Origin of the sequence: Agreia sp. VKM Ac-1783, from assembly GCF_900177765.1 — a bacterium.
Taxonomy (GTDB): Bacteria; Actinomycetota; Actinomycetes; order Actinomycetales; family Microbacteriaceae; genus Agreia.
This window is the reverse complement of sequence record NZ_FXWI01000001.1, coordinates 548,738-571,902: the sequence shown is the minus strand read 5'-3', so window position 1 is coordinate 571,902 and position 23,165 is coordinate 548,738. Positions and strand designations below refer to the sequence as shown.

At 65.8% G+C, this 23,165-nt stretch carries 23 protein-coding genes and 1 tRNA gene; 11 read left to right on the top strand and 13 right to left on the bottom strand.

What is annotated here, in order from left to right:
- Positions 1-18 precede the first annotated feature (18 nt).
- Positions 19-441: an alternative ribosome rescue aminoacyl-tRNA hydrolase ArfB gene (arfB, locus tag CCK87_RS02685; protein ID WP_086459942.1), complete on the bottom strand. Its 423-nt coding sequence runs from the start codon at positions 439-441 to the stop codon at positions 19-21.
- A 36-nt stretch (positions 442-477) separates the two neighbouring features.
- Between arfB and CCK87_RS02680 the strand changes: the two genes are divergently transcribed.
- From CCK87_RS02680 to CCK87_RS02670, 3 genes are read left to right on the top strand one after another with little or no spacing between them, the layout of a single operon-like run.
- Entirely contained in the window at positions 478-1,212 is a 735-nt protein-coding gene (locus CCK87_RS02680) for an alpha/beta hydrolase (protein WP_086459941.1), read from the top strand.
- A complete protein-coding gene (locus CCK87_RS02675; protein ID WP_086459940.1) occupies positions 1,209-2,219 on the top strand; it encodes an alpha/beta hydrolase in 1,011 nt (336 codons plus the stop codon). The genes CCK87_RS02680 and CCK87_RS02675 overlap by 4 nt, the downstream gene beginning before the upstream one ends.
- A 30-nt stretch (positions 2,220-2,249) precedes the next feature.
- A complete protein-coding gene (locus CCK87_RS02670; protein WP_086459939.1) occupies positions 2,250-3,707 on the top strand; it encodes a hypothetical protein in 1,458 nt (485 codons plus the stop codon).
- Positions 3,708-3,867: 160 nt separating this feature from the next.
- Here CCK87_RS02670 and CCK87_RS02665 read toward each other — a convergent pair.
- A tRNA-Lys gene (locus CCK87_RS02665) sits at positions 3,868-3,940 on the bottom strand.
- A gap of 82 nt (positions 3,941-4,022) precedes the next feature.
- Here CCK87_RS02665 and bcp point away from each other — a divergent pair.
- Together bcp and CCK87_RS02655 are read left to right on the top strand one after the other, a co-directional pair.
- Complete coding sequence (gene bcp / locus CCK87_RS02660) at positions 4,023-4,505, top strand: thioredoxin-dependent thiol peroxidase (RefSeq protein ID WP_086459938.1); 483 nt, start codon at positions 4,023-4,025, stop codon at positions 4,503-4,505.
- Positions 4,506-4,523: 18 nt separating this feature from the next.
- Positions 4,524-4,874: a DUF2200 domain-containing protein gene (locus CCK87_RS02655; RefSeq protein ID WP_086459937.1), complete on the top strand. Its 351-nt coding sequence runs from the start codon at positions 4,524-4,526 to the stop codon at positions 4,872-4,874.
- A 19-nt stretch (positions 4,875-4,893) separates the two neighbouring features.
- On the opposite strand, the gene CCK87_RS02650 is transcribed toward CCK87_RS02655, so the two are convergent.
- Positions 4,894-5,259 carry a hypothetical protein gene (locus CCK87_RS02650; RefSeq protein WP_249273672.1) on the bottom strand — a complete coding sequence of 122 codons (366 nt, stop codon included), beginning with the start codon at positions 5,257-5,259 and terminating at the stop codon, positions 4,894-4,896.
- Between the two features lie 279 nt (positions 5,260-5,538).
- Between CCK87_RS02650 and CCK87_RS02645 the strand changes: the two genes are divergently transcribed.
- A complete protein-coding gene (locus CCK87_RS02645) occupies positions 5,539-5,787 on the top strand; it encodes a WhiB family transcriptional regulator (RefSeq protein ID WP_044442296.1) in 249 nt (82 codons plus the stop codon).
- Positions 5,788-5,892: 105 nt separating this feature from the next.
- On the opposite strand, the gene CCK87_RS02640 is transcribed toward CCK87_RS02645, so the two are convergent.
- The 3 genes from CCK87_RS02640 to CCK87_RS02630 are packed head-to-tail and all read right to left on the bottom strand — an operon-like array spanning position 5,893 to position 9,312.
- Positions 5,893-7,386 (bottom strand): PAS domain-containing sensor histidine kinase, encoded by a 1,494-nt coding sequence (locus tag CCK87_RS02640; RefSeq protein ID WP_086459936.1) that lies wholly within the window; start codon positions 7,384-7,386, stop codon positions 5,893-5,895.
- Between the two features lie 4 nt (positions 7,387-7,390).
- Entirely contained in the window at positions 7,391-8,662 is a 1,272-nt protein-coding gene (locus CCK87_RS02635; RefSeq protein ID WP_086459935.1) for a hypothetical protein, read from the bottom strand.
- A 5-nt stretch (positions 8,663-8,667) separates the two neighbouring features.
- Positions 8,668-9,312, bottom strand: a complete 645-nt coding sequence (locus CCK87_RS02630; protein WP_086459934.1) for a hypothetical protein — start codon at positions 9,310-9,312, stop codon at positions 8,668-8,670.
- A gap of 86 nt (positions 9,313-9,398) precedes the next feature.
- On the opposite strand from CCK87_RS02630, the gene CCK87_RS02625 reads away from it, so the two are divergent.
- Entirely contained in the window at positions 9,399-9,680 is a 282-nt protein-coding gene (locus CCK87_RS02625) for a helix-turn-helix domain-containing protein (protein WP_086459933.1), read from the top strand.
- A 30-nt stretch (positions 9,681-9,710) separates the two neighbouring features.
- On the opposite strand, the gene CCK87_RS02620 is transcribed toward CCK87_RS02625, so the two are convergent.
- Positions 9,711-10,325 carry a hypothetical protein gene (locus tag CCK87_RS02620; RefSeq protein WP_086459932.1) on the bottom strand — a complete coding sequence of 205 codons (615 nt, stop codon included), beginning with the start codon at positions 10,323-10,325 and terminating at the stop codon, positions 9,711-9,713.
- A gap of 282 nt (positions 10,326-10,607) precedes the next feature.
- Here CCK87_RS02620 and CCK87_RS02615 point away from each other — a divergent pair, with 282 nt between their 5' ends.
- Positions 10,608-11,105 carry an Rv3235 family protein gene (locus CCK87_RS02615; protein WP_249273671.1) on the top strand — a complete coding sequence of 166 codons (498 nt, stop codon included), beginning with the start codon at positions 10,608-10,610 and terminating at the stop codon, positions 11,103-11,105.
- A gap of 120 nt (positions 11,106-11,225) precedes the next feature.
- On the opposite strand, the gene secA is transcribed toward CCK87_RS02615, so the two are convergent.
- From secA to mtrA, 6 genes are all read right to left on the bottom strand, one after another.
- Positions 11,226-14,081, bottom strand: coding sequence for a preprotein translocase subunit SecA (gene secA, locus CCK87_RS02610; RefSeq protein ID WP_086459931.1), 2,856 nt, complete (start codon positions 14,079-14,081; stop codon positions 11,226-11,228).
- Between the two features lie 169 nt (positions 14,082-14,250).
- Positions 14,251-14,973, bottom strand: a complete 723-nt coding sequence (gene raiA, locus CCK87_RS02605) for a ribosome-associated translation inhibitor RaiA (protein ID WP_086459930.1) — start codon at positions 14,971-14,973, stop codon at positions 14,251-14,253.
- Between the two features lie 11 nt (positions 14,974-14,984).
- A complete protein-coding gene (locus tag CCK87_RS02600; protein ID WP_086459929.1) occupies positions 14,985-15,794 on the bottom strand; it encodes a ComF family protein in 810 nt (269 codons plus the stop codon).
- A gap of 87 nt (positions 15,795-15,881) precedes the next feature.
- Positions 15,882-17,570 carry a GerMN domain-containing protein gene (locus CCK87_RS02595; protein ID WP_086459928.1) on the bottom strand — a complete coding sequence of 563 codons (1,689 nt, stop codon included), beginning with the start codon at positions 17,568-17,570 and terminating at the stop codon, positions 15,882-15,884.
- Entirely contained in the window at positions 17,567-19,255 is a 1,689-nt protein-coding gene (mtrB, locus tag CCK87_RS02590) for an MtrAB system histidine kinase MtrB (protein ID WP_349289980.1), read from the bottom strand. The genes CCK87_RS02595 and mtrB overlap by 4 nt, the downstream gene beginning before the upstream one ends.
- A gap of 6 nt (positions 19,256-19,261) precedes the next feature.
- Complete coding sequence (mtrA, locus tag CCK87_RS02585; RefSeq protein WP_085482336.1) at positions 19,262-19,942, bottom strand: MtrAB system response regulator MtrA; 681 nt, start codon at positions 19,940-19,942, stop codon at positions 19,262-19,264.
- A gap of 125 nt (positions 19,943-20,067) precedes the next feature.
- Here mtrA and CCK87_RS02580 point away from each other — a divergent pair, with 125 nt between their 5' ends.
- From CCK87_RS02580 to CCK87_RS02570, 3 genes are read left to right on the top strand one after another with little or no spacing between them, the layout of a single operon-like run.
- Entirely contained in the window at positions 20,068-21,219 is a 1,152-nt protein-coding gene (locus CCK87_RS02580; protein ID WP_140162748.1) for a hypothetical protein, read from the top strand.
- A gap of 13 nt (positions 21,220-21,232) precedes the next feature.
- Complete coding sequence (locus CCK87_RS02575) at positions 21,233-21,919, top strand: DUF4129 domain-containing protein (protein ID WP_086459926.1); 687 nt, start codon at positions 21,233-21,235, stop codon at positions 21,917-21,919.
- Entirely contained in the window at positions 21,916-23,127 is a 1,212-nt protein-coding gene (locus tag CCK87_RS02570; protein WP_086459925.1) for a DUF4350 domain-containing protein, read from the top strand. Before CCK87_RS02575 ends, CCK87_RS02570 begins: the two co-directional genes overlap by 4 nt.
- Positions 23,128-23,165 lie beyond the last annotated feature (38 nt).

Below are 23,165 nucleotides of genomic sequence, written 5' to 3'. Positions count from 1 at the left end.
CAGACCCGAGTGGCTCGCCTACTCTGCTGAGGGCCGCTGACGCTGCTGCTTGGTCTCAGAACGACGCTTCTTGCCCGCGAGGTGGCGTCTCGCCGAGCCTCTCGTGGGCTTGGTCGCTCTGCGAAGCGGCGCCAGAGGAGCCAGCGCGTCGCGCAGGAGTTCGCCGAGATGCTCGAGGGCGGTCTCGCGATTGCGTAGCTGCGAACGCTGCGCAGAGACGGTGATCGTGATCCGTCCGGCGACGAGGCGCCGACCCAGCCTGCTCGTGAGTCGTTCCCGCTGGGAGTCGTCGAGCACAGCGGAATCTCCGACGTTCCAGGTCAGCTGCACTCTGCTGTCGGAGGTGTTGACGTGCTGGCCACCCGGCCCTGATGAGCGCGAGAATCGCCACTCGAGCTCGGCGGCTGGAATGGTGAGGCCGGGCGCTACCTCGAGATCCATGGTGCAAGCGTGTCACGATCGGCCACAATTGACCTCATGACTTCTCGACGACGCGCGGTGCTGCGCACCGTCGCCGCGCTCGTCGTCACCACCCTCGTGGTGGGCGCGAGCGGCTTTCTCGTGTACGCCAACGTCACCTCCGCCGCCGAGCGCGAACCTCTGTCCGAGGTCGCCGACGACCCGGCGATCTCTCTCGACTACTCGCGGGACTCGGTCGTCATGACCCCCGTCTCCGAAGCGAACGGCGAGGGCCTGGTGTTCATCGCGGGCGCAAAGATCGAGCCCGTCGCCTACGCCTACAAACTGTCGGGCCTCGTCGAGGCCGGATACACCGTCGTGATCGTGCGCCCGTTCCTCAATTTCGGGCTGTTCGAGACGCGACCGCTATCGGCCTTCACCTCACTCGCGCCCGACGTCTCCGACTGGTTCGTGGGAGGGCACTCCCTCGGCGGCGTGAAGGCGTGCATGTACGCAGACTCGCCCGAGGTGAAGGGGCTCGTTCTCTTCGGGTCGTACTGCGCGAACGACCTGTCCGGCTCCGCTCTGACGGTCGTCTCTCTATCCGGAAGCGACGACGGGCTCAGCACACCCGAGAAGATCGACGCGAACAAGGCGTCCCTTCCCGCCGACACGACCTTCGCCGAGATCGAGGGCGCGAATCACGCCGCGTTCGGCGACTACGGGCCGCAGGCGGGCGACGGTGAGTCCTCGATCGACGACTCCGACATGCGCGACATCATCACCGACACGATCACGAAGGCCCTGCGATGACTCGTCGACCCACAGGGGCCCGCCTCGGCACGGCGGCGGTCGTGATCGGCGCTGTCGCGGCAGCCGCGATCGCCGCGTGGAGGTGGAGCCCCTGGCCATCGGCGCTGATCGTGCGATACGTGTTCGAGAAAGACGGAGCGCGCGTTCTGAAGGCTCTCCAGGCCCACGCGCCCAGCGGCGTCGACCGGGCCACCGGCATCCGGTATCGCCCCCATGACCCGCACGCGATGCTGGATGCCTACTGGCAGGCCGGCACGACGGCGCCCCGTCCGACCGTGATCTGGACCCACGGCGGCGCGTGGATCTCCGGCGGTCGGGCGAACGCGGCGCCGTATTTCGAGTTGCTGGCCGCAGCGGGGTTCACTGTCGTGAGCCTCGACTACACGCGCGGGCCTGCCAGCCGGTACCCGGGGGCGCTTCACCAGTTGAACGATGCGCACGCCTATATCGTCGCTCACGCCGCTGAGCTGCACATCGACGCGGATCGCATCGTGCTCGCCGGTGATTCCGCGGGCGCCCAGCTCTCCAGCCAGCTGGCGGCGGCGATCACCGACCCGGCGTACGCGGCAGAGCTCGGCATCCGGCCCGGCCTGGAGGCCAGCAGACTGCGCGGTGTGATTCTTCATTGCGGCATCTACGAGATGGCTGGCCTTCTGCACTCGACGGGCATCATCGGATGGGGCAACCGCACGGCACTGCGCGCATACGTGGGTGGTCCGGGCTTCGCCACGTCGCCCGTTCTGGCGGAGATGTCGACGATGCACCGGGCGACGTCGGCCTATCCTCCTACCCTCATCAGCGGAGGCAACGGCGATCCGCTCACCGATGCCCAAGCGAAACCGTTCGCTGATCGCCTCGAGTCTCTCGGCGTCGATGTGACGCGGCTGTTCTGGCCCCGCGATCTCACACCCGCGCTGCCGCACGAATACCAATTCGACCTCGACCGACCCGAAGGACTTGCCGCGCTGAGCGTCGCAATCGACTTCGTGACACGCCACACTGGGTAGAGCCGATACCCCCCGAACGAGAAGGACCCCATGAGCGACAACGACGACAAGGCACCAGACCAGCACGGCTCGAAGCCGTTGCCCGCCTTCCCCGGTGCCGCAGCCGAGCCAGACGCACCGGTGACCCCGCAGACTCCGCCCGCGTCGGAGCAGCCTCCCGCACCGCAGATGCCTCCCGCACCGCGGATGCCCTCTGAGCCACAGGCGCCGTCTGTGCCACAGGCGCCGTCTGTTCCCCAGGCGCCCTCCGCACCGCCGGCACCGCCTGCGCCCCCGGCACCGCCCGCATCCCAGGCGCCGTATGCTCCCCAAGCACCGGCCGCGCCGTACGCGCCTCAGCCCTCGGCCTCGCCGCAGCCGCCTCAGTATGCCGCGGCTCCTCAGCCTGGAGGTGCGCCCTATGGGTCGCCGCAGTACGGCTCACAGCCCCAGCCCGCCGGGGGGTACACGCCTCCGAACAAGCCGAAGGGCAAGCTCGGAACCGGCGCAATCATCGGCATCGTCGGCGGTGCGATCGTGCTTGTCGTACTCCTCGTCATCGCTGTCGGCTTCGGTGTCTCCCGCATCGGAGGTACGCCCGGAGGCGGGGGCGGCGACAAGGGGCCTGCGGCCGAAGCCTCCTCGGCGTCGGACGCGGTGAAGGGGTACCTCACCGCCATCTCCGAGAGCGATGCCAAGACCGCGCTCAGCTACCTCAGCTCGCCGCCCAGCGACTCCACCCTGCTCACCGACGAAGCCCTCGAAGCGTCGAACAAGCTCGGCCCGATCACCAAGATCAAGGTTCCCAAGTCAGACGGCAAGAGCAGCTCGGACGACGTGACGGCGTCGTATCTCTTGAATGGCGAGCCAGTCACAACGACGTTCAGCGCGTCCGACTACGACCGCGACGGAAAGTGGGAGATCAGCGGCGGCACGGGCTCGATCTACACACGCTCGTTCGACGGGCTCGGTCTGACGATCAACGGCGTGGCCGTCGATGCCGAACAGGTCGACGTCTTTCCCGGAACTTACGAGCTGGCCACGACGCTAAAGAACTTCACGCTCACGGGGCCGACCACGGTGACCATCACGGAGTCGTACTCGTCGGCCGACACGACCGAGATCAAGCCCGCTCTGACCGACGAGGCGCTGCAGCAGTTCCACAGCCTCGTGCGGGCAGCGGTCGACGCCTGCATCGCGTCGACGACCTTGACGGCAGGCTGTGGCATCGACATCCCCTCCACAATCAGCGATGGCACGCAGCTGACCGATGGCACGATCACTCGAAGCCTCAGCGCTGACGCGAACGCCACGATCGACTCGATGAAGGCCACGCCTAGCTACGACAATCCCACGCTGGTCGAGGGCGAGTACATCGGTTCGCCGTCTGTCACGGCCGACTGCACGAAAGATGGAGCGACCGGGCGCTGCTCGATCTACTTCGCCCCGTCACTCGGAAAGCCCTCCGTCGACATGGCGTCTGACAACCCGGTCGTGAAGTGGGACTGACCTAGACGGCGCACGCGCCGGCATCACGACGAGAAAGCCCGAGGCCTCCGCGGCCTCGGGCTTTTTCGTGGCCGGAGATCTGAGCGCACGAGCGCACGAGCGCCTGAGCGTCTGGAAAAAGAAGAATGGCCCGGTAATCATCACGATTCCGGGCCCTCGGTGCACCCCCCGGGACTTGAACCCGGAACCCACTGATTAAGAGTCAGTTGCTCTGCCAATTGAGCTAGAGGTGCCTTGGCGCGAAACTGCGGCGCCGAGGGAAAACACTACCATGAGATATGAGCGTCGTGCGACGCTTCGATACTGAGGAGAACCATGACCGACACCGTTTCGCGCCTGACCGCGGGTACACCTGCCCCCGAGTTCACCCTCCTCGACCAGGATGGCGCCGAAGTGTCACTCAGCGACTACCGCGGCAAGAAGACGATCGTCTACTTCTACCCCGAGGCCGACACCCCCGGATGCACCACGCAGGCGTGCGACTTCCGCGACAACCTCAACTCGCTCGCGAGCGCCGGCTACCAGGTACTCGGTGTCTCACGAGACAAGCCCGCCAAGCTCGCGGCGTTCAAAGAGAGCCAGAATCTCACCTTCCCTCTGCTCTCCGACCCCGACAAGACAGTGCACGAGGCGTACGCCACCTGGGGCGAGAAGTCCCTCTACGGCAAGACCGTCACCGGCGTCATCCGCTCGACCTTCGTGCTCGACGAGAACGGCGTCATCACCCTCGCCCTCTACAACGTCAAGGCGACCGGTCACGTCGCCTCGCTTCGCAAGAAGCTGGGCATCGACAGCTGAGCAGAAGGGAGCCGAGCCATGGAGCGGCATCGCATCTTCACCACGAGTTTCGCGAGCATCTACCCGCACTACGTGGCCAAAGCCGAGCGCAAGGGCCAGAACCCGGCTGATGTCGACCTGGTGATCCGCTGGCTGACGGGCTACAGCCAGGTCGAACTCGAGAAGATCATTGCCGACGAGGTGACCCTCGAGCAGTTTTTCGACGACGCCCCGGCATTCAACCCCAACGCCTCGCTCATCACCGGCGTCATCTGCGGAATCCGCGTCGAAGAGATCGACGATCCCCTCATGCAGAAGATCCGCTACATGGACAAGTTGGTCGACGAAGTCGGACGAGGAAAGAAGATGACCTCCATCCTGCGCTCCTGACGAGTGCTGCGGGAGATGGCTAGGAGAGCCTGCGCGTCGCCGCCACCACGGGAGGACTCAGGAGCAGGAGGATGGCCACGACCGCCGGAGCCAGCAGCGCCCACCCGAGCGACGGAACGGCGAAAACGCCCTGAAAGCATCCGATCGCGACGGCGATCTGCAGGAGTTGCCACGTCAGGGCCGCACCGCGCACCCAGCTCTGCGTGCGCAGCAGGCCGACGACCATCGCCCACAGGGCGCACGCGAGCCCCGCGGCGAGAAGCAGGATGACCACGGCCGATGCGAACGAATCGGGGGTCGCGGTGAGCAGTTCGACGACGAGCCAGACGGTGACGCCCGTCGCGAGAGCGGCCTCGGCTGCGATGACCACGGAGAGCGCGATCAACAGAATCGGTCGTCGCGACGACTGATCCGATACTTGTTCACCCGGATTTGGCTTCGAATTCAGCGGTTCACTCACAGCCGTTACCCCTAGAAAAGTCTTGATTTGCAATTACCAGTATGCGACCATATTTGAGGTCAATGTTGCTCACAGTGACGTGGGTGGATGCAGATTTTTCTCTGCAGCAGTCCCTGTGCCATTGACCTTCACCCGAATCTTAGGCCGAGCCTTTTTCTACAACCGTAGGGCAGCCCAAGCTTCCGCACTATAAGGAGCACCCCCATGGATTGGCGCGACAAAGCAGCCTGCCTCACCGCAGACCCCGAGCTGTTCTTCCCCGTCGGCAACACCGGCCCCGCTGTCGACCAGATCGACAAGGCCAAGACCGTGTGCGCACGTTGCACGGTCACCGAGATCTGCCTGCAGTACGCCCTCGAGACCGGTCAGGACTCGGGCGTGTGGGGTGGACTCAGCGAAGACGAGCGCCGCGCTCTCAAGCGTCGCGCCGCACGAGCGCGCCGCGCTTCCTAGCCGCTACAGCACACACGAGCCGCGAGATCGCGGGCTGTCGTACTTACCCGCGACAGTTCACGAAATCGCGGCTCGTTCGTGTTTGCCTTCGGCTTGCCCGTTCGCCTACGGCTTCGTCAGCCAGCGGAACGGGATCTCGATCGTGACGACCGTGCCCGAGCCCACCATCGTGTGCCAGTCGATCGTGCCGCCGAGCTCGCCCTGAATGAGGGTGCGCACGATCTGCGTGCCGAGCCCTGAGCCGACCTTGCCCTCCGGCAGGCCGGTTCCGTTGTCGCGCACCTCGACGGTCAGGTTCTCTTCCGAACGCGTCGCGACGATCTCGACCTGACCCTCCTGACCGGCGAGTCCGTGCTCGACGGCGTTCGTGACGAGCTCGGTGAGGGCCAGCGCGAGCGGGGTGGCGTACTCACTGGGAAGAACGCCGAAGCTGCCGCTCGACTTCGGATGCACGGTGGTGTTGTGGGCCGAGGCGACCTCGGCCACCAGCAGCAGCACTCGGTCGAATACCTCGTCGAAGTCGACGCGCTGGTTGAGCCCCTCGCTCAGGGTGTCGTGCACGACCGCGATCGCCGCGACCCGGCGCATGGCCTGGGTCAGGGCGTCTTTCGCGTCTTCAGAGTGGGTTCGACGGGCCTGGATGCGCAGGAGCGACGCGACCGTCTGCAGGTTGTTCTTGACCCGATGGTGGATCTCGCGGATCGTCGCGTCTTTTGTGATGAGCTCGCGCTCGGTGTGCCTCAGTTCTGTCACGTCGCGGCACAGCACGATCGCGCCGAAGCGAGTGCCCTGCAGACGCAACGGGATCGCGCGAAGCGACACGGTGACACCCTTGGCTTCGATGTCGGTTCGCCACGGCGCCCGTCCCGTCACCACGAGAGGCAGGGATTCGTCGACCTCGAGCCGGCCACCGAGAAGTGTCGTCGTGACCTCGGCCAGCGACTGCCCCTCGAGCTCCTCGGGAAAGCCCATGCGGTTGAACGCCGACAGGCCATTGGGGCTGGCGAAGGTGACGATTCCGTCGGCGTCGAGCCTGATCAAACCGTCGGATGCGCGGGGCGCGCCTCGGCGCGGCCCGGTCGGTGCGCCCAGGTCGGGAAAGTCGCCCGTGCCGATCATGGCGAAGAGGTCGTTGGCGCACTCGTTGAACGTCAGTTCCTGCCGGCTGGGAGTGCGCGTCTCGCTGAGATTCGTGTGGCGGGTGATGACCGCGATGGGGTTCTCGGTGGTCTGCCGATCATTCGGCACGAGACGTCGCAGCACGGGAACGGCGCGCACTCGCGTGGGAGTCTCCTCGTACCAGTCGGGCGCGGCCGTGTCGACGATGACCGAGTTGCGGAATGCCTCGGTGACCTGGGTGTTCCACTCGGGCTTGATCTTCTGACCGACGAAGTCGCGATAGAAGAGAGTCGCCGAGCTCGACGGGCGCGCGTGGGCGACGGCGAGGAACGAATCATCTGCGGTCGGAACCCAGAGCACGATGTCTGCGAAGGCGAGGTCGGCCAGTAGCTGCCAGTCGCTGACCAGCAGATGCAGCCATTCGACATCGGCTTCGGAGGAGCGGCCCTGGGCAAGTACGAGATCACTGAGCGTCGACACCTGCCTAGCCTAGGCGACGTGCGCGCAGCGTCTGCAGCGGCCCGGTCTTCGACTCCTGTCGAGCAGCTCGTCTGGCCTGTTTTCTCGACGTGCCCTGTGCCGCCGGAGGGAGGATGTTGACATCGACCAGGTGGGCGATGGCCGACCGAACCGGAGAACGGGGCGCGGCGTCGTGGATGGTCTTGCCCGCGAGAACTGCCGAGTCGACACCCGGCACATCGAGGGGTACGAAGACGGCATTGTCGAGACCGCCGAATCGCCTCAGAGTCTGCTGCACCTGGTGCTGGGCATTGCTGCCGACCGAGCTCGCGCGCAGACGGTTGATGACCACCGAGATCTGAGCCGTCTCGACCTGTTCGAGCAGGTCGACGTGAGCGCGCAGAAAGCGTGAGAGGCCGATCGGATCGGCAGCTCCGACAGCAACGACGTGATCGGCCTGCCGCAGCGCCGCCAGCGTCGCCGCATTTCGGCGCGGCGCGAACATGTCGCTCGCGATCTCCTCGTCTGTTTCGAGATTGAACCCGGTATCGACGACGACGTAGTCGACCCACTGCCGACACGTGCTGAGCACGCTGGTCACCCGATCTGCCCCGAGTTCGGGCCAGCGCGACGCACGGCCTATGCCGCTCAGGATCCAGAACTCCGACCGTGGAGAGGTGTAGCGCGAAGCGACCCGCTCCAACTCTGCGAGTGTGAGGCTGTCGCGTGACGCAAGACGGCACGCTGCGGCGAACGACGGAGACTCGTCGAGCATGCCGAGGCTCGGCGCCACCGCTCCCCCATAGGTGTCGGCGTCGACCAATGCGACGGTTCTGCCGCGAAACGCGAGCTCGGAGGCGAGCTGGATAGCGACCGTCGTGCGCCCCGGCGCACCGGCCGGCCCCCAGACGGCGATCACGGTGCCGCGGCGGGAGTGCGGAGCCGCGCCGAGGGGGACGGCGACTCCTCCTCTCAGCAGCACCTCGATGTCATTCCAGGGGCTGTGCACGTCGACGACCTCGAACAGTCCGAGCGAGAGCGCATACCGCCGTGCTGCATCGTCGTCGGCGACGGCAACGATGCGCACGCCCGCCTCATCGGCCTCTGCAAGAACGTCGAGCGTCAGGTGCCGCCGAGTCGCCGAGACGATGACGCCGTCGACCGAATGGCCCCGGATCGCGTCGATCACTTCATGGGCCGAGTCGACGCGGGCGACGATGTCGTGGTCGGCAGAACGAATCTCTCGCACGAGCCGGTCGCCTGCGGTGTCGGCGAGGCAGGTCACGACCGACAGCATCCCGGTCACCGTGCTGCCAACGGTTCGTCGTCGGGAACGATCGCGAGGGCCGCCCCGTTCGCCATGGCCTCGAGCACGGATGCCACGGACCCTCGCGGAACCCTGAGTTCGACTCGCATCTCGCTGCCGGATGCGACGATGCCGGTCGGCTCGATGACCGAGATCACCTCGGCATCGGCAACCAAGACGACCGGAGCCTCGAACGTCGTGCCCGAGTCGGAGGCCGCCGAGGACCAGAGCGTGACCCGGGAGGATCGATCGACGACCGAGGGTATAGGACCGGACACTGTGACGACAACCTGAGCCTCGTCGCCCGCACGAACCTCGCCCACAGAACTCCTCGGCACGAGTTCACCCTTTTCGATCGGTCTCACGGCGACGACGCCGTCGGCGGGAATATCGGCCGGCTCGAGATAGCGATCGACCGCCGTCCCGAGTCGTACATGCGCGACGGCGAGATCGTCCGTGGTGAAACGCTCTCCGGTATTGAGGGTGGATGACGCCACGTAGACGTCGGCGGTCTGATCGACCGTCGCCACCAGCCAGGTGACGCCGAGCGCAGAGACGACGACGAGAACCAACCCGATGATGAACCGGGGATCGAAAACGAACGAGCGGTGAGCCCTGACACGGGGAGCTGATCGGTCCATACGCACATCGTGCCAATGTTCGACGGATGGCGGGAAAGTTATCCACAGCCCCGTCGGGGGCCTCGAGGCGGTTTCATAATTGTGGAATGAACGAACCCGATTCTCCTGATCGACTCGGTCGCTTCCTCACTCTCGCCGATACGGCCGACGTGTTGAACGTGTCGGCGCGGCAGGTGTACTCCCTCGTTCGGTCGGGCGAACTGCCGGCGATCAAGGTGGGGGCAAGCGGGCATTGGCGCATCGAGCGAGACGTTCTCGAGTCCTATATCGAGGCGATGTACGAAGAAAGCCGACGCCTCTCGCTCTGGAATCAATCCGACGCGGCTCCCCTGCCCGAGCTGTCCGACGGGCGCATCATCAGGCGGTGAGGCCCATGGCCGATGCGAGAGGTGTGCGAATCACACTCTGAGCATCACGAGGCAGTCGAAAGAGATCACGCGGTAGCCCACGACCTCGGCATCCCTCCGCGGCGATGCCGCCTCGTGTATCGCGAGGTCGAAGTGGTCGCGCCCCACCCGGTCGATCGTTCCGAAAAGAGACTCTGTCGGCAACATCACGTCGACCGTCGCACGCCGGCGGCAGAGATCGCGCAAAAGGAACGCGAGCCCCAGCCTGTCGGTGAGGGCACGGCGCTCCTCCTCGGCCGCTGGCTCGAGCGAGTGACGGATCTGTCGTCTTGTCAGGGAGAGCCCGTGGACAGCTGCGAGAGGCACGATGCACTGCGTCTGCCTCCGTGCGCGCTCTGCCCCTGCCACGACGGCGATGTCGGCCGCGAACCAGTCTTTGCCGATGGTCTTCACCCGCGCCGAGAGAGTCACCCCGCCCACCAGAACGAATGCGATCGAGTAGTTCGCTCCCCGATCGGAGACGGCCGCGAGCTGACAGAGCCTGTCACGCAGCGACAGTCGGCCCAGCCGAAGCCGCTCTTCCTCTTCGTGAAGATCGTTCTCCTCGGCGTTCAGGCCGTACTCGAGTTGGCTCTCGAGATCAGAGAACAGGTTGTCCCAGCGCATAGAAGGCACGGTAACCGGTCTTGGCGGCCCCCCGCGAGATCTATCCACAGGGCAGAAACGCTTGTAGACACCATGAGTTGAAAGCTGGTTTAGTATCCAAATATCCCCCAAGTGGGGGTACGAACACCACTGTTGTCACTGACAGTGCATCGCGAGTCCAACTGGGGGATGAACGGGACGACCGATTCACCGAGGTCACTGCGGCGCGCCCTGCGCTTGCCGCAGCACCCTGCTCACGCAGCTCTTTTTCTCTCGTCCGCCTGTATCGCCAGAGAAGACATTATGCACAGTCACCTCACCGCACACGCGACCACCGAACGCAGCGCATCCCCGACCCGAGCCACGCTGCACGCCGTGCCGCAGATGCCGTCCGAGGCAGCAAAGCCGACAGAGTCGGAGCATCTCGAGTACTTCGAAGCCCAGCCCACGTCGACGTCTTCTCTCCCGAACCCCATCCCACTGATGGAGAACCTCGCTCGATGCGTCCTCGAGGTCCTCGCCGGAGCGCGCGATCTCGATCAACTCTCGAGGTGGGTGGCCGACGACGTCTACCGCCATCTGCTCAAGCGAGTTGTCCTCTCGGCTCGAGCGCGTCAGGCGCGAAGGGCGCCCGTCGGTCGGCCGTCGTTTCGCATCGGCAACACGATCACGTGCGAACCCGCCGACGGCGTCGTCGAAGGCGTGGTCATCGTGCATGGCAAAGCGCGCACGAGGGCCGTGGCAATACGTCTCGAGGGCCTCGACAAGCGCTGGCGCGCAAGCGCCATCAACGTGCTCTGAGCCTGGTCTCGATACGTCGGCTCCGCAGTCGGAGCAACTACTCGACCAGCGCCGACGTGGCACTGGTCGAGCAAACACCCTTCGTCATGCCCCTTCGACACGCTCAGGGAACGATGGGTGCTACTTCTTCTTGCCCTGCTTGCGACGGTCGGCGCGGTTGTTGGCCGCGGGCGCGTTGCTCGGTCGCTTGGCCTGCGGACCCGAGGCGGGCCGCTTCGCGCCCTGCTGGCCGGATGCCGGAGTGGCAGCCGGAGTCGAGGCTCCCCGCGAGAACGCCGAAGCGACAGGAGCGGACTCCTCTTCGGCCTTCTTCGCCGCGCGAGCCGTAGCGGCCTGCTCGATCTGGCCCTTCTCGTTGCGCACCTCGACTCCACCGGAATCGCTCGGGGCGGAGTAGCTGAGCTTCTCGGTGACCGTCGAGTCCTCGAGGCCCTTGGCCTGAACCACGGGAGCGTCGACTTCGCCGGCGGGAGTGTTGACCTGCACGTCGAGGTTGAAGAGGAAGCCCACGGTCTCTTCGCGGATCTGGCCCATCATCGACTGGAACAGTGCGAATCCCTCGCGCTGGTACTCGACGAGCGGGTCGCGCTGAGCCATTGCACGCAGGCCGATGCCGTCTTTCAGGTAGTCCATCTCATAGAGGTGGTCGCGCCAGCGTCGGTCGATGACCGACAGAACGACGCGGCGTTCGAGCTCGCGCATCGCGGTCTCGCCCAGCGTCTCTTCACGCTTCTTATAGGCGAGCTGCGCGTCGGAGAGGATCTCGCGGCGCACGAAGGTGCGGTCGATACGACCCTTGCTTCCGCCGGCCTCTGCCACGACCTCGTCGATGGTGATCGACACGGGGTACAGCGTCTTGAGCTCGGTCCAGAGCGCGTCGAAATCCCAGTCGTCGCCGGTGCCGGAGCCCGCGTGAGTGTCGATGACGTCATCGACGACGTCGACCAGGAACTTCTGCGCCCGCTCCTCGAGGTCTTCGCCCTCGAGAATGTGGCGACGGTCGGAGTAGATGGCCTCGCGCTGGCGGTTCAACACGTCGTCGTACTTCAGCACGTTCTTACGGATCTCGGCGTTGCGGCCCTCGACCTGAGACTGAGCACTGCGGATGGCTCGGGAGACCACCTTCGACTCGATGGCGAGATCGTCGGGAACGTTGCTGCGACCCATGAGGCTCTCTGCCGCACCCGCGTTGAACAGGCGCATGAGATCGTCGGTGAGCGACAGGTAGAAACGGCTCTCGCCCGGGTCTCCCTGGCGACCGGAGCGACCACGGAGCTGGTTGTCGATTCGGCGTGATTCGTGGCGCTCGGTTCCGAGAACGTAGAGGCCACCGGCCTCGACGACCTTGTCGGCCTCCTCCTGCACGTCTGCCTTGACCTTGGCGAACACCGCGTCCCACTCGGCCTCGTACTCGTCAGGAGTGTCGACCGGGCTGAGACCGCGCGAGTTCATCTCTGCGACCGCGAGGAACTCGGCGTTTCCACCGAGCATGACGTCTGTTCCACGACCGGCCATGTTCGTCGCGACGGTCACCGCACCCAGCCGACCCGCCTGAGCCACGATGGCGGCCTCACGCGCGTGGTTCTTGGCGTTCAGCACTTCGTGCCGGATGCCCTTCTTGGCGAGCAGACGCGAGAGGTACTCGCTCTTCTCGACGCTTGTGGTTCCGACCAGAACAGGCTGGCCCTTCTCGTGGCGAACGGCGATGTCTTCGACGACCTGGTCGAACTTCGCCTGCTCGTTCTTGTAGACGAGGTCGGACTGGTCGATGCGCTGCATCTTGCGGTTCGTGGGGATGGCGACGACGCCGAGCTTGTAGGTCGACATGAACTCGGCCGCCTCGGTCTCGGCTGTACCGGTCATGCCCGACAGCTTGTCGTAGAGCCGGAAGTAGTTCTGCAGAGTGACCGTTGCCAGCGTCTGGTTCTCGGCCTTGACCGCGACGCCCTCTTTGGCCTCGATCGCCTGGTGGATTCCCTCGTTGTAGCGTCGCCCGGCGAGAATACGGCCGGTGTGCTCGTCGACGATGAGAACCTCGCCGTTCAGCACCACATAGTCTTTGTCTTTCTTGAACAGCGCGCGGGCCTTGATCGCGTTGTTGAGGAACGAGATCAGCGGCGTGTTGGCCGACTCGTAGAGGTTGTCGATGCCGAGGTAGTCCTCGACCTTCTCGATGCCCGGCTCGAGAATTCCGACCGTGCGCTTCTTCTCGTCGACCTCGTAGTCCTCATCGATGACGAGGCGCGTCGAGATGCCCGCGAACTCGGTGAACCAGCGGTTCGCCTCTCCGGAGGCGGGGCCGGAGATGATGAGCGGGGTACGAGCCTCGTCGATGAGGATCGAGTCGACCTCGTCGACCACGGCGAAGTTGTGGCCGCGCTGAACCATGTCGCTTGCCTGCCACGCCATGTTGTCGCGCAGGTAGTCGAAGCCGAACTCGTTGTTCGTTCCGTAGGTGACGTCGGCTTCGTACTGCACGCGGCGTTCGGCCGGGGTCTGCCCCGACAGGATGACGCCGGTGGTCATGCCCAGGGCGCGGAAGACGCGGCCCATGAGTTCTGACTGGTAGCTCGCGAGGTAGTCGTTGACCGTGACGACGTGCACACCCTTGCTGGTGAGCGCGTTGAGATACGCCGGCAGGGTCGCCACGAGGGTCTTTCCTTCACCGGTCTTCATCTCGGCGATATTGCCCAGGTGAAGGGCAGCACCACCCATGAGCTGAACATCGAAGTGGCGCAGTCCGAGTGTGCGGCGGGCGGCTTCTCGAACGGCCGCGAACGCCTCAGGCAGCAGGTGGTCGAGACTTTCGCCGTCTTCATAGCGCTTGCGCAGCGCGGGCGTCTCTTCTTTCAATTCCTCGTCAGTGAGGTCTTTGAACCCGTCTTCGAGTGCGTTGATCGCCTTCGCGTAGCCCTCGAGCCTGCGAAGAATGCGACCTTCACCGACACGAAGAACCTTTTCAAGAACTGAAGCCACCGAGAGTCTCCTACTGCTGATATTGCGGCGCATTTGGCCGACAATCCCAGCAATTCTAGCCTGCCTTGCCTGAGCGCCACCGGAATCGCGCCTGAATCTGCACTCAACACGACGAAGGCCCGACCCTGTGCAGGGTCGGGCCTCGTCGGCGTACGTTACTCCGGGCGACTCATCGTGCGGATGCGCCCGCGGCCGTCGCCGCAACGGCACTCGCGACCTCGGCCGGGTTGTCGTCGAGCCCGATCACTCCGTACTCCCAGCCCTTGCGACGGTAGACGACGCTGGGTCGGTGACTCTCGGCATCGATGAACAGATAGAAATCATGACCCACGAGCTCCATGAAGTAGAGAGCGTCGTCGACCGTCATGGGCGAGGCGGGGAACACCTTCTCGCGGATGACGACCGGCGAGTACTCGGTGTAGTCGTCGTCTTCGGAGTAGCTCGGTGTGTCCGGCTCCTCGGCCCTCTGCGTGACGGCACCTGTGCTGTCGACGCTGTTCAGGACTTCGGCATCGGCGGGCGTGATGTCGATGACGGAGAAGCCACCCGTCGAGGCCTCGCGCAGCGAGACCGGGCGGTGCTTTCCCCGATGCACCTTCTTGCGATCCTTGGCGCGGCGCACCCGCTCCATCAGTTTGGCCAGGGCGAGGTCGAACGCCGCATACTTGTCACTCGCGGCGCTCTCGGCACGAACAATTGGTCCAGGACCGATCAAGGTCAGTTCGACCCGGTCGTCTCCGGGAGACCCGGTGGCCGAGTTGTGCCTGCAGAGTTTGACCTCGAGCGCGAGTGCCTTGTCGGCGAGATGCTCGACCTTCTCGGCCTTCTCTGTCGCGTAATCCCGAAATCGATCGGTGATTCCTAGGTTTCGTCCGGTGATGTTGATTTCCAAGGCGATCTCTCCTAGTCCAAGACGCGGCGCCCGAGTCGAGGGCGATTGGATTCCGCGCCTTTTCCCCCACCGTAGACCTGCGGGCTGACTAAGTCACCGTGCAATTCACTGTTTGTTCGCTTGACTTTTGCTGTATGGGCCAGAGCCGCCGCACCCCACACGGAAGCGCCCCCTGCCTCCGCTGCTCGTCGGCACTCGAGCAGGGTCGCGCCCGTCGTCACCACGTCGTCGATGAGCAGCAGATGCCGCCCCTCGAGTCGACCCGAGACGGCCTCGATCGAACCGGAAAGATTGGCCCACCGCTCGTCGGCACCGAGGGTCGCCTGGTCGCGCGGCGTTCGACGGTAACGCAGCCCGGTAGCTCGGCGAGGCTGCAGACCTGCCCAGCGCAGGAGAGACTCGACGGGGTTGTAGCCGCGGAGCCTGAACGCCGAGCGTGACGACGGCACGACGAGTGTTTCGAGCCGCGCCCCGGTGGGGAGGCGAGGCTCGATCGCCTCTACGGCATCCGCCACCGCCACCCCGAGGAGCCGACCGAGAGGCCGGGCGCCATCGAGCCGACCAGCCTCTTTGAGCGCGTGCAGAATCTGTTTGGGCACACCGTCGTAGGCGACGGCGAACCAGAGTGGCAGACCGTCACCTCCACTCTTCGCGCCGGGCGCCCTGAGCAGATGCCGGCCGGCGCGGTCTGGAAGCGTGAGCGCCCCGCGGCAGGCGGCGCAGATGCCACGGTCTGCGGCGCCGCACCCAGCGCATTCCACAGGGAACAGGACCGCGAGAGCATCGAGGATCGCCTCGGAGACGAGACCACGGGCATCCATCGCTCGATCATGCTCTGCCCGAACGCGGACGTACCCGCCGTCAACCGATCCTGTGCAGAACCCAACGGGCTGGCGCCGAGACGAGGACTAGTACTGGGTCGCCAGGACTGCGACGCCAGCGGCCCGGACCTGCCACGTATTGGCGCTCTGCTGCAGGATGTTGCCGTCGGAGGTCAGCACCCGAAGGGCGACCACGTCGTTCGAGCCCACTATCGAGACCACCTTCGTGGAATCGGCGAGCTGCGTGGTCGTGCCACCGATCTGCTGCTGCACGATCGAATTACTCCCAGACGGGGTGAGCGTGACCGACGCGACAGACAACGAGTCGACCCACGTCGCGTCCACCGCCGTGCCCGTGCCCTCGGCCAGGTCGACAGGCTCACCGAGCCCCGTGGGTGTGCCGTCTTTGTCGCGGAGGACCGACGCGACCACGAGCCTAGGCTCGCCATCCATCGTGAGGAACGCGAGCACTCTCTGGCCGTCACGCGACACATCGAGCGAGACGATCTGGCTTGCGCCATCCCACGTGGCGGTGAAGCTCGACGGCGTGCGGCCGGCCGCCGACACACGGATGTCGCCGGGCGCATCCCGGGGAACGGTCCACACGAATCCGTCGGGATCGACGCTCGGCTCGATGAGCCCGGCCCGGTCGTCGACGATGCCGGGGGTGGATGCGGGTGCCACCGCATACACCCCAGCGGACGTGCCGACGGCGGCCAGCTGCAACCCCGGCACGGAATCGGAGAAGGCGACCGACGTCGCAGCCAACGACGCCACATCGTCGCTGATGCCCTCGATCGGCGTCAGCGAGCTGCCGGTGAAGAATCCGAACTGCCCGGAACGCAGCACGAGGGCTCGGCTGTCGACCCTCGGCGTCGTGATCGGCCCCGTGTCACCCGTCGTGGCGAGGGGAACCTCGGTCGAGTCGACTGTCATCCTCACCGTCGACACTCCGCTGAGTGCGAGCAGGCTCGAGCGCAGCTGCACCTGCATTCGACTGAGAGTGGCCTCGGTCGAATCCAGTACCGGCCCCGACAGGTCGACGGATGCGACGCCCGCGTCGACGGGGACGCTCGTGACGCCCGTTCCCTCGGGGAACGCTGTGACGACGGCGCCGCCCAGCCACGCGGACGGCCCTGTGACGAGCGCCCGAGCGATGCGCGTGCCCGTATTGGATGAGACGCGCGGAAACCAGCGAACGTCGGGAACCAGGCGTTGGTAACTCGGATCGAAGAAGTAGAGAGGGTAGGAGTTGTAGACCTCGGCGAATTCGCTCGAGAGCATCACCACACCGTCGGGCGCCGTGTTGATGCGCCACTGACCGTCCTCCTGAACGAACGTGTAACCGCGAGTCACCGGGTCGGCCGACGGAACGGCGCTGTACTCGCCGTTGGCGTCGACCGTGGCGATCGGGCTGATCTCCAGGTCGATCGAGGTCTCTGAGACGACTTGCGTGCTGCGCCCGCTCTGATCGATCGTGACGCCCGCGTCGGGCTTCCACTGGTCGGCGAAGTTCTTGCTGAGGAACGACCTCGCCACATCGAAGTTGTTGAGCGGGTTCAACGCGGCTCGGATGAATCCGTTGAGGATGTCCTCCTGGCTCTCGTCGATTCCCGGGCCGGAGGGCTGGAAGATGATGTCGATCTCGTCCGATGTCGCGAGGGCATCCCCTTTCTCCACGGGCCCGGAGTTGGGGATGCCGACGCAGCCGGCGAGCAGTAACACGGCCAGCGACGCCACTGCACCGATGGCGGCTCGTGATCGAAAGCGCATCATGTCTTGTCTCCGTTGAGGGCCTGCTGACCGAAGGCGTTGTGCGTCTGTGCTTCTCCGTCTGCGTCGAGGGGAGGAAGCGGGAGCGGCGATACGCCGATGGGTCGTCCTTTTATACGAGGCAGGGTGAGACGGAAGCAGGAACCGGCGCCGGGCTCGCTCCACAGCTCCAACTCCCCTCCATGCAGGGCCGCATCCTCGAGAGAGATGGCCAGACCGAGGCCGGTGCCGCCGATGGTTCGTTTGCGAGAGGGATCAGCGCGCCAGAAGCGGTCGAACACCCGCGAGGCCGCCTCGGGGGTCATACCGATTCCGTAGTCGCGTACCGCGAGCGCGACGGCCGTGGCCGTGCTGTCGATGGACACGACGATCGGGCGTCCCTCCCCGTGCTCGATCGCGTTGCCCAGGAGGTTGCGCACGATGCGTCGGATGCGCCGGGCGTCGATGTCGGCCTCGAAGTAGCCGCCCAGCGCCACGAGACGCAGCTCGCTTCCCGCCTGCAAGGCCAGCTGACTCATCTCGTCGATGGAGTCCTCGACGAGGTGCACGAGACTCGCGGGTTCGGTCTCGAGCTCGGCCGACCCGGCATCGAACCGGCTGATCTCGAGCAGGTCGCTGAGCAGCAACTCGAAGCGTTCCGTCTGCGTGTGCAGCAGCTCGGCGGTGCGAGACGTCGCCGGCGGGAACGACTCTCTCTGATCGAACAGCACGTCGCCGGCCAGCCGGATCGTGGTGAGCGGCGTCCGCAACTCGTGCGAGACATCCGACACGAACCGCTGCTGCACCCGCGAGAGGTCGGCGAGCTGGGTGATCTGCGATTGGATGCTGTCGGCCATGCCGTTGAAGGATCTCGCCAAGGTGGTGATCACGTCATCGCCCTTCTCCGGGATGCGCACCTCGAGCTCGCCCGCAGCCAGCTTCGCGCTGGTCTCCGCGGCCACGCGGATGGGCTCGACGACGAGTCTGACCACGACCCAGGCGATCACTCCGATCAGGAGGCTCAGAGCGAGAGCCGCGAGCAGGAGGGTCTGCTGGACGAAGACGAGCGTGCGATCGGCCTCGGCGAGGTCGTAGCCGAGGTAGAGCTCGTACTCGCCGGCCCCGGGAACGAAGAGCGGCGTTCCCACCACGATTCCCGGCACTGCACTCTGCCCATCGCGCAGAGAGACCGATTGCCAGTACTGGCTCTGGTCGTCGCTGCCCGATGACACCTGCTTTCGCAGTTCGGGAGTGATGACGTCGACCAGCTTGAGGGCGCTGAACGAGATGGCCGAGTTGGGGCCCGTCTCCCTGCCCGGTGTCACGTACAGCGCGACGAGCCGAGACGATGTCGATGCAGTGATGGCGTTGTTCACCGAGTTCTGCAGCGACAGACTCGCCGCCTGCCCCGTGACGTCAGACGAGTCGAAGATGGCCTGAGCGGCCGTCGCGGCACGCTTCGACTCGATGAGCACCTGGTCGAGCCGCGAGTTGAAGAGGTCATTGCTGATGCTCGTCGACACGAAGGCGCCCGTCGCCGACAGCGCCACCGCCGATAGGGCCACCGTGATGACGATCGTGCGGAACTGCAGTGAGCGGCGCCAGCCGCGCGCGATCTGCCGCGGCCAGGTGCGCCATTCACGCATGATCGTGGGGCCGATTCGGCTCGTGCGGCGCCCCTCGACGGTGGCGATGCTGTCGGTCGACACAGCCTGCTACGAGACCTGACCCGCCCGGTAGCCGACGCCACGAACGGTCATCACGATGCGCGGGTTGTCGGGATCTTCCTCGACCTTGGCGCGGAGCCTCTGCACGTGCACGTTCACCAGTCGGGTATCTGCCTTGTAGTGATAGCCCCACACCTGCTCGAGCAACATCTCGCGTGTGAAGACCTGCTGAGGCTTGGCTGCGAGAGCGTGCAGAAGATCGAATTCGAGCGGAGTCAGACCGATGCGGGCATCGCCCCGTCGCACCTCGTGCCCGGCGACGTCGAGTTCGAGGTCGCCCACCTGGAGCAGCTCCGGCGAGCCGGCGGCGCTGGGTCGCAGGCGGGTTCGGATGCGCGCCACGAGTTCTTTGGGATTGAACGGCTTGACGACGTAGTCGTCGGCGCCCGCCTCGAGGCCCTTCACGACATCGGTGGTGTCGGCCTTCGCAGTGAGCATGATCACGGGAGTGCCCGACTCTGCACGGATCAAGCGACAGACCTCGATGCCGTCGAGGCCCGGCAGCATCAGATCGAGGAGCACCAGATCTGGCTTGGACTCGCGGAAGACGCCGAGTGCCTCTGCACCGTCTGCGCAGAACACCGGCTCGAAGCCTTCGGCACGCAGCACGATGCCGATCATCTCTGCGAGGGCGGTGTCATCGTCGACGACCAGTATGCGAGCATCCATGCGCTAAAGATTAGTCGAGGCCGAGCACATTGCCTCACAGCCGCCTGCAGGCCGACTCGGTGTATGGAAGCATGGGAGCACGTGACATGCCGGGGAAACACCGATACGACGATGAAGGATTACCGGTGAGCGACAGCCAGACACCATACGGGGGTATCCCGCAGGCCGCGTTCGGCCCGCCCTCGGCCGACTACCGCCAGCTACCTCCTCCTGCCCCCGCCGCCTGGGCGCCTCCTCCCCGACCGGGCTTGCTACCGTTGCGCCCGCTCAGCTTCGGCACGCTCCTCGGTGCGCCGTTCCAGGTGCTCCGACGCAATCCGGCGGCCACGTTCGGCAGTGCGTTGATCACACAGCTCGTCACGTCGATCGTCTCCGTCGTCGTCATCGGAGGGGTCGGTTTTCTGGCATTCGGCCGAATCGACAGCGCCCTGCCCGAAGATCGCGACGCGGTCACCGCGGGGGCCTGGGCGACGGTGATCCTCGCCAGCCTTATACCGCTGGCCCTGTCGATCCTCGGCTCGGCGCTACTGCAGGGCGTGCTCGTCGTCGAGGTCGCGCGCGGCACCCTGGGCGAGAAGAATCGCATGGGCGTGCTGTGGAAAGCGGCCGGACGTCGCCTCTGGCCGCTCGTAGCCTGGTTCGCCGTTCTGCTGGGTCTGATCGTCATCGCCGTCGGAGCGGTCATCGGCCTCGCCGTGCTCATCGGCGTCGTCGGAAGCACGGCCATCGGCGACGCTGCGATCGGCGTCGCGATCGGCGTGGGAGTGCTGGGCGCGCTCGCGCTGACCGCATCCGGCATCTGGTTGGGAACGAAGACGGCGCTCGTGCCCTCGATCATCGTGCTCGAGCGGCGGGGAATGCTCTCGTCGATCCGTCGCTCGTGGGGTCTCACGAAGAACTCGTTCTGGAAGACCTTCGGGGTTCTCGCCCTCATCGGCGTGATCCTCTATGCGGCGACGCAGATCATCACCACGCCGGTGTCGTTCATCGGCGGGCTCGTGACAAGCTTTCTGTTCCCGACCGGCGCGTCAGCGGACTCGGCCTCTTTCGTCGCGGTGTTCGTCGTGACCTACGCGCTCACCCTCGTGATCAGCCTCGTGCTCGGGTCCATCGCTGCCGTCGTGCAATCGTCAGCCGTCGCCGTCGTCTACATCGATCTCAGGATGCGCCGCGAAGGTCTCGATCTCGACCTCATGCGCTACGTCGAGGCACGGCACGCAGGAGGCGCACACGCCGTACCGGATCCCTATCTCGTGTCGTCTCAGAGAAACGGCTGATCCTCCTATTCCTATGCTGTCGATCCTCGCTCTGCCCGTGCTGCTCGTCACCGACGTTCCCGTCGACCCCGACGCTCCCGACGCACGGAAGCTCCTGTTGGACGAGCTCGCGAAACCCGACTACGCGGCCGCCAGGCCTACGCTGATCGACCGCATCGCGCAGGCCATCCAGGACTGGCTGCAGTCATTCCGCGCGCCGGAGGACGGTTCCGTCCCCAACTTCTTTCCGCTGCTCGTCACCCTGCTCATCGTGGGACTCATCGTCGCCGCGTTCGTCATCTTCGGTCGCCCCCGTCTGCAGCGTAAGAGCCGTGCATCAGGCGCTCTCTTCTCCGACTCCGACGACACGCGAAGCGCGGCTGAGCTGCGAGCGTCTGCCCAGAGGGCAGCGGACGCGGGCGATTTCGTGGTGGCTATCGAGGAGATGTTCCGCGCGGTCGCACGACAGCTTGCGGAACGCACGGTGGTCTCCGTCACGCCGGGAACGACCGCCCAGGAGTTTGCTGTTCGGGCCGGCCGTGCGTTCCCCGAGCACATCGATCGCCTGCTGCGGGGGGCACGCACGTTCGACGGTGTGCGCTACCTCGACGAACCGGGCACCAGAGAGGCCTTCACCGAGATCGCCGCACTCGAGCGTGACATCGGCACGGCGAAGCCCGCCCGACTCGACCCGGTCTCAGCGCACGGAGCGTCGCTGTGAGCACGTCGACGACAGAGGTCGGAGCATCCGCTCGCGCCGAGGCCACGACGCCTACGCTCCGCGCCATGGCCAAACGCTGGCGGTTCTGGCTTATCCTCGCCGCGATTGCGGTGATCGGACTGCTCATCGTGGCCCTCGCATCCGGAACAGGCGGGGGCACTGGTGCGCCGTACTCGATCACGAACGCCGCGCCCGAGGGCAGTAAAGCCCTGGCCGAAGTGCTTCGTCAGCAGGGCGTCGACGTGGTGCAGGCAGACACTCTCCGCGAGGCGCGAGCGGCGATGGACGCGGCTCCCGGAGCAACGCTGGCCTTCGCCGACCCATACGGGCTTCTGAGCGACAAACGACTCGCCGAGGCTGCGGAGCTCTCCGATCGGGTCGTGCTCTTCCTCCCGGCCTTCGACGAGTTGCGCGCCTTCGCGCCAGACGTCTCCTCGGCTGGAGCGCCCCGCGACACAGACGGCGTCGAGGCCGAGTGCTCCGTGCCCGCTGCTCAGCGCGCCGGAAGCATCATCGGCGGCGGACGCTCGTACCGCGCCCCCGCGGGCGGCGACACCGAACTCTGCTTCCGCGCCTCCGATGATGCGTTCTATCTCGTGCAGGACGACACACCGAACGGCACGGTCACCGTTCTCGGCGCGGCGGATGTGCTGAGCAACGACGGCATCACCGGAGCAGGAAACGCGGCGCTCGCGCTCGGGCTGCTGGGCGAAGCCGACACGCTCGTCTGGTACGTGCCGACGGCGGACGACGTCGAGGCCGACGGCCCGGCCGACATCACCTCGCTCACGCCCGACTGGGTCACCCCCGTGCTCGTGCTCGTCGTCTTCACTTTCATCGCCGCAGCAGTCTGGCGAGGACGCCGGCTCGGGGCACTCGTCGTGGAGAATCTGCCCGTCACTGTGCGCTCCCGAGAGACCATGGAGGGGCGGGCCCGCCTCTACGCTCGGGCCGGCGCACGCACGCACGCACTCGACTCGTTGCGCATCGGCACCATCACCCGACTGTCGAAGGTGCTCGGGCTCGCTCGCAATGCCACGGTCGACGAGGTGATCTCCTCGATCGCCGCCGTTCTTCCTGCCAGGCCGCTGGGCGACATCCAAGCGGTTCTGGTCGCGGCCACGCCCGCGAATGAGGCCGACCTCGTCTCGTACTCCGACCGTCTGCTCGAACTCGAAGACGCCGTGACCCGGGCGGTACGCCCGTGACTCTGTCCCTTTCCCTCCTGCCCGTGTCCCCACCGAAA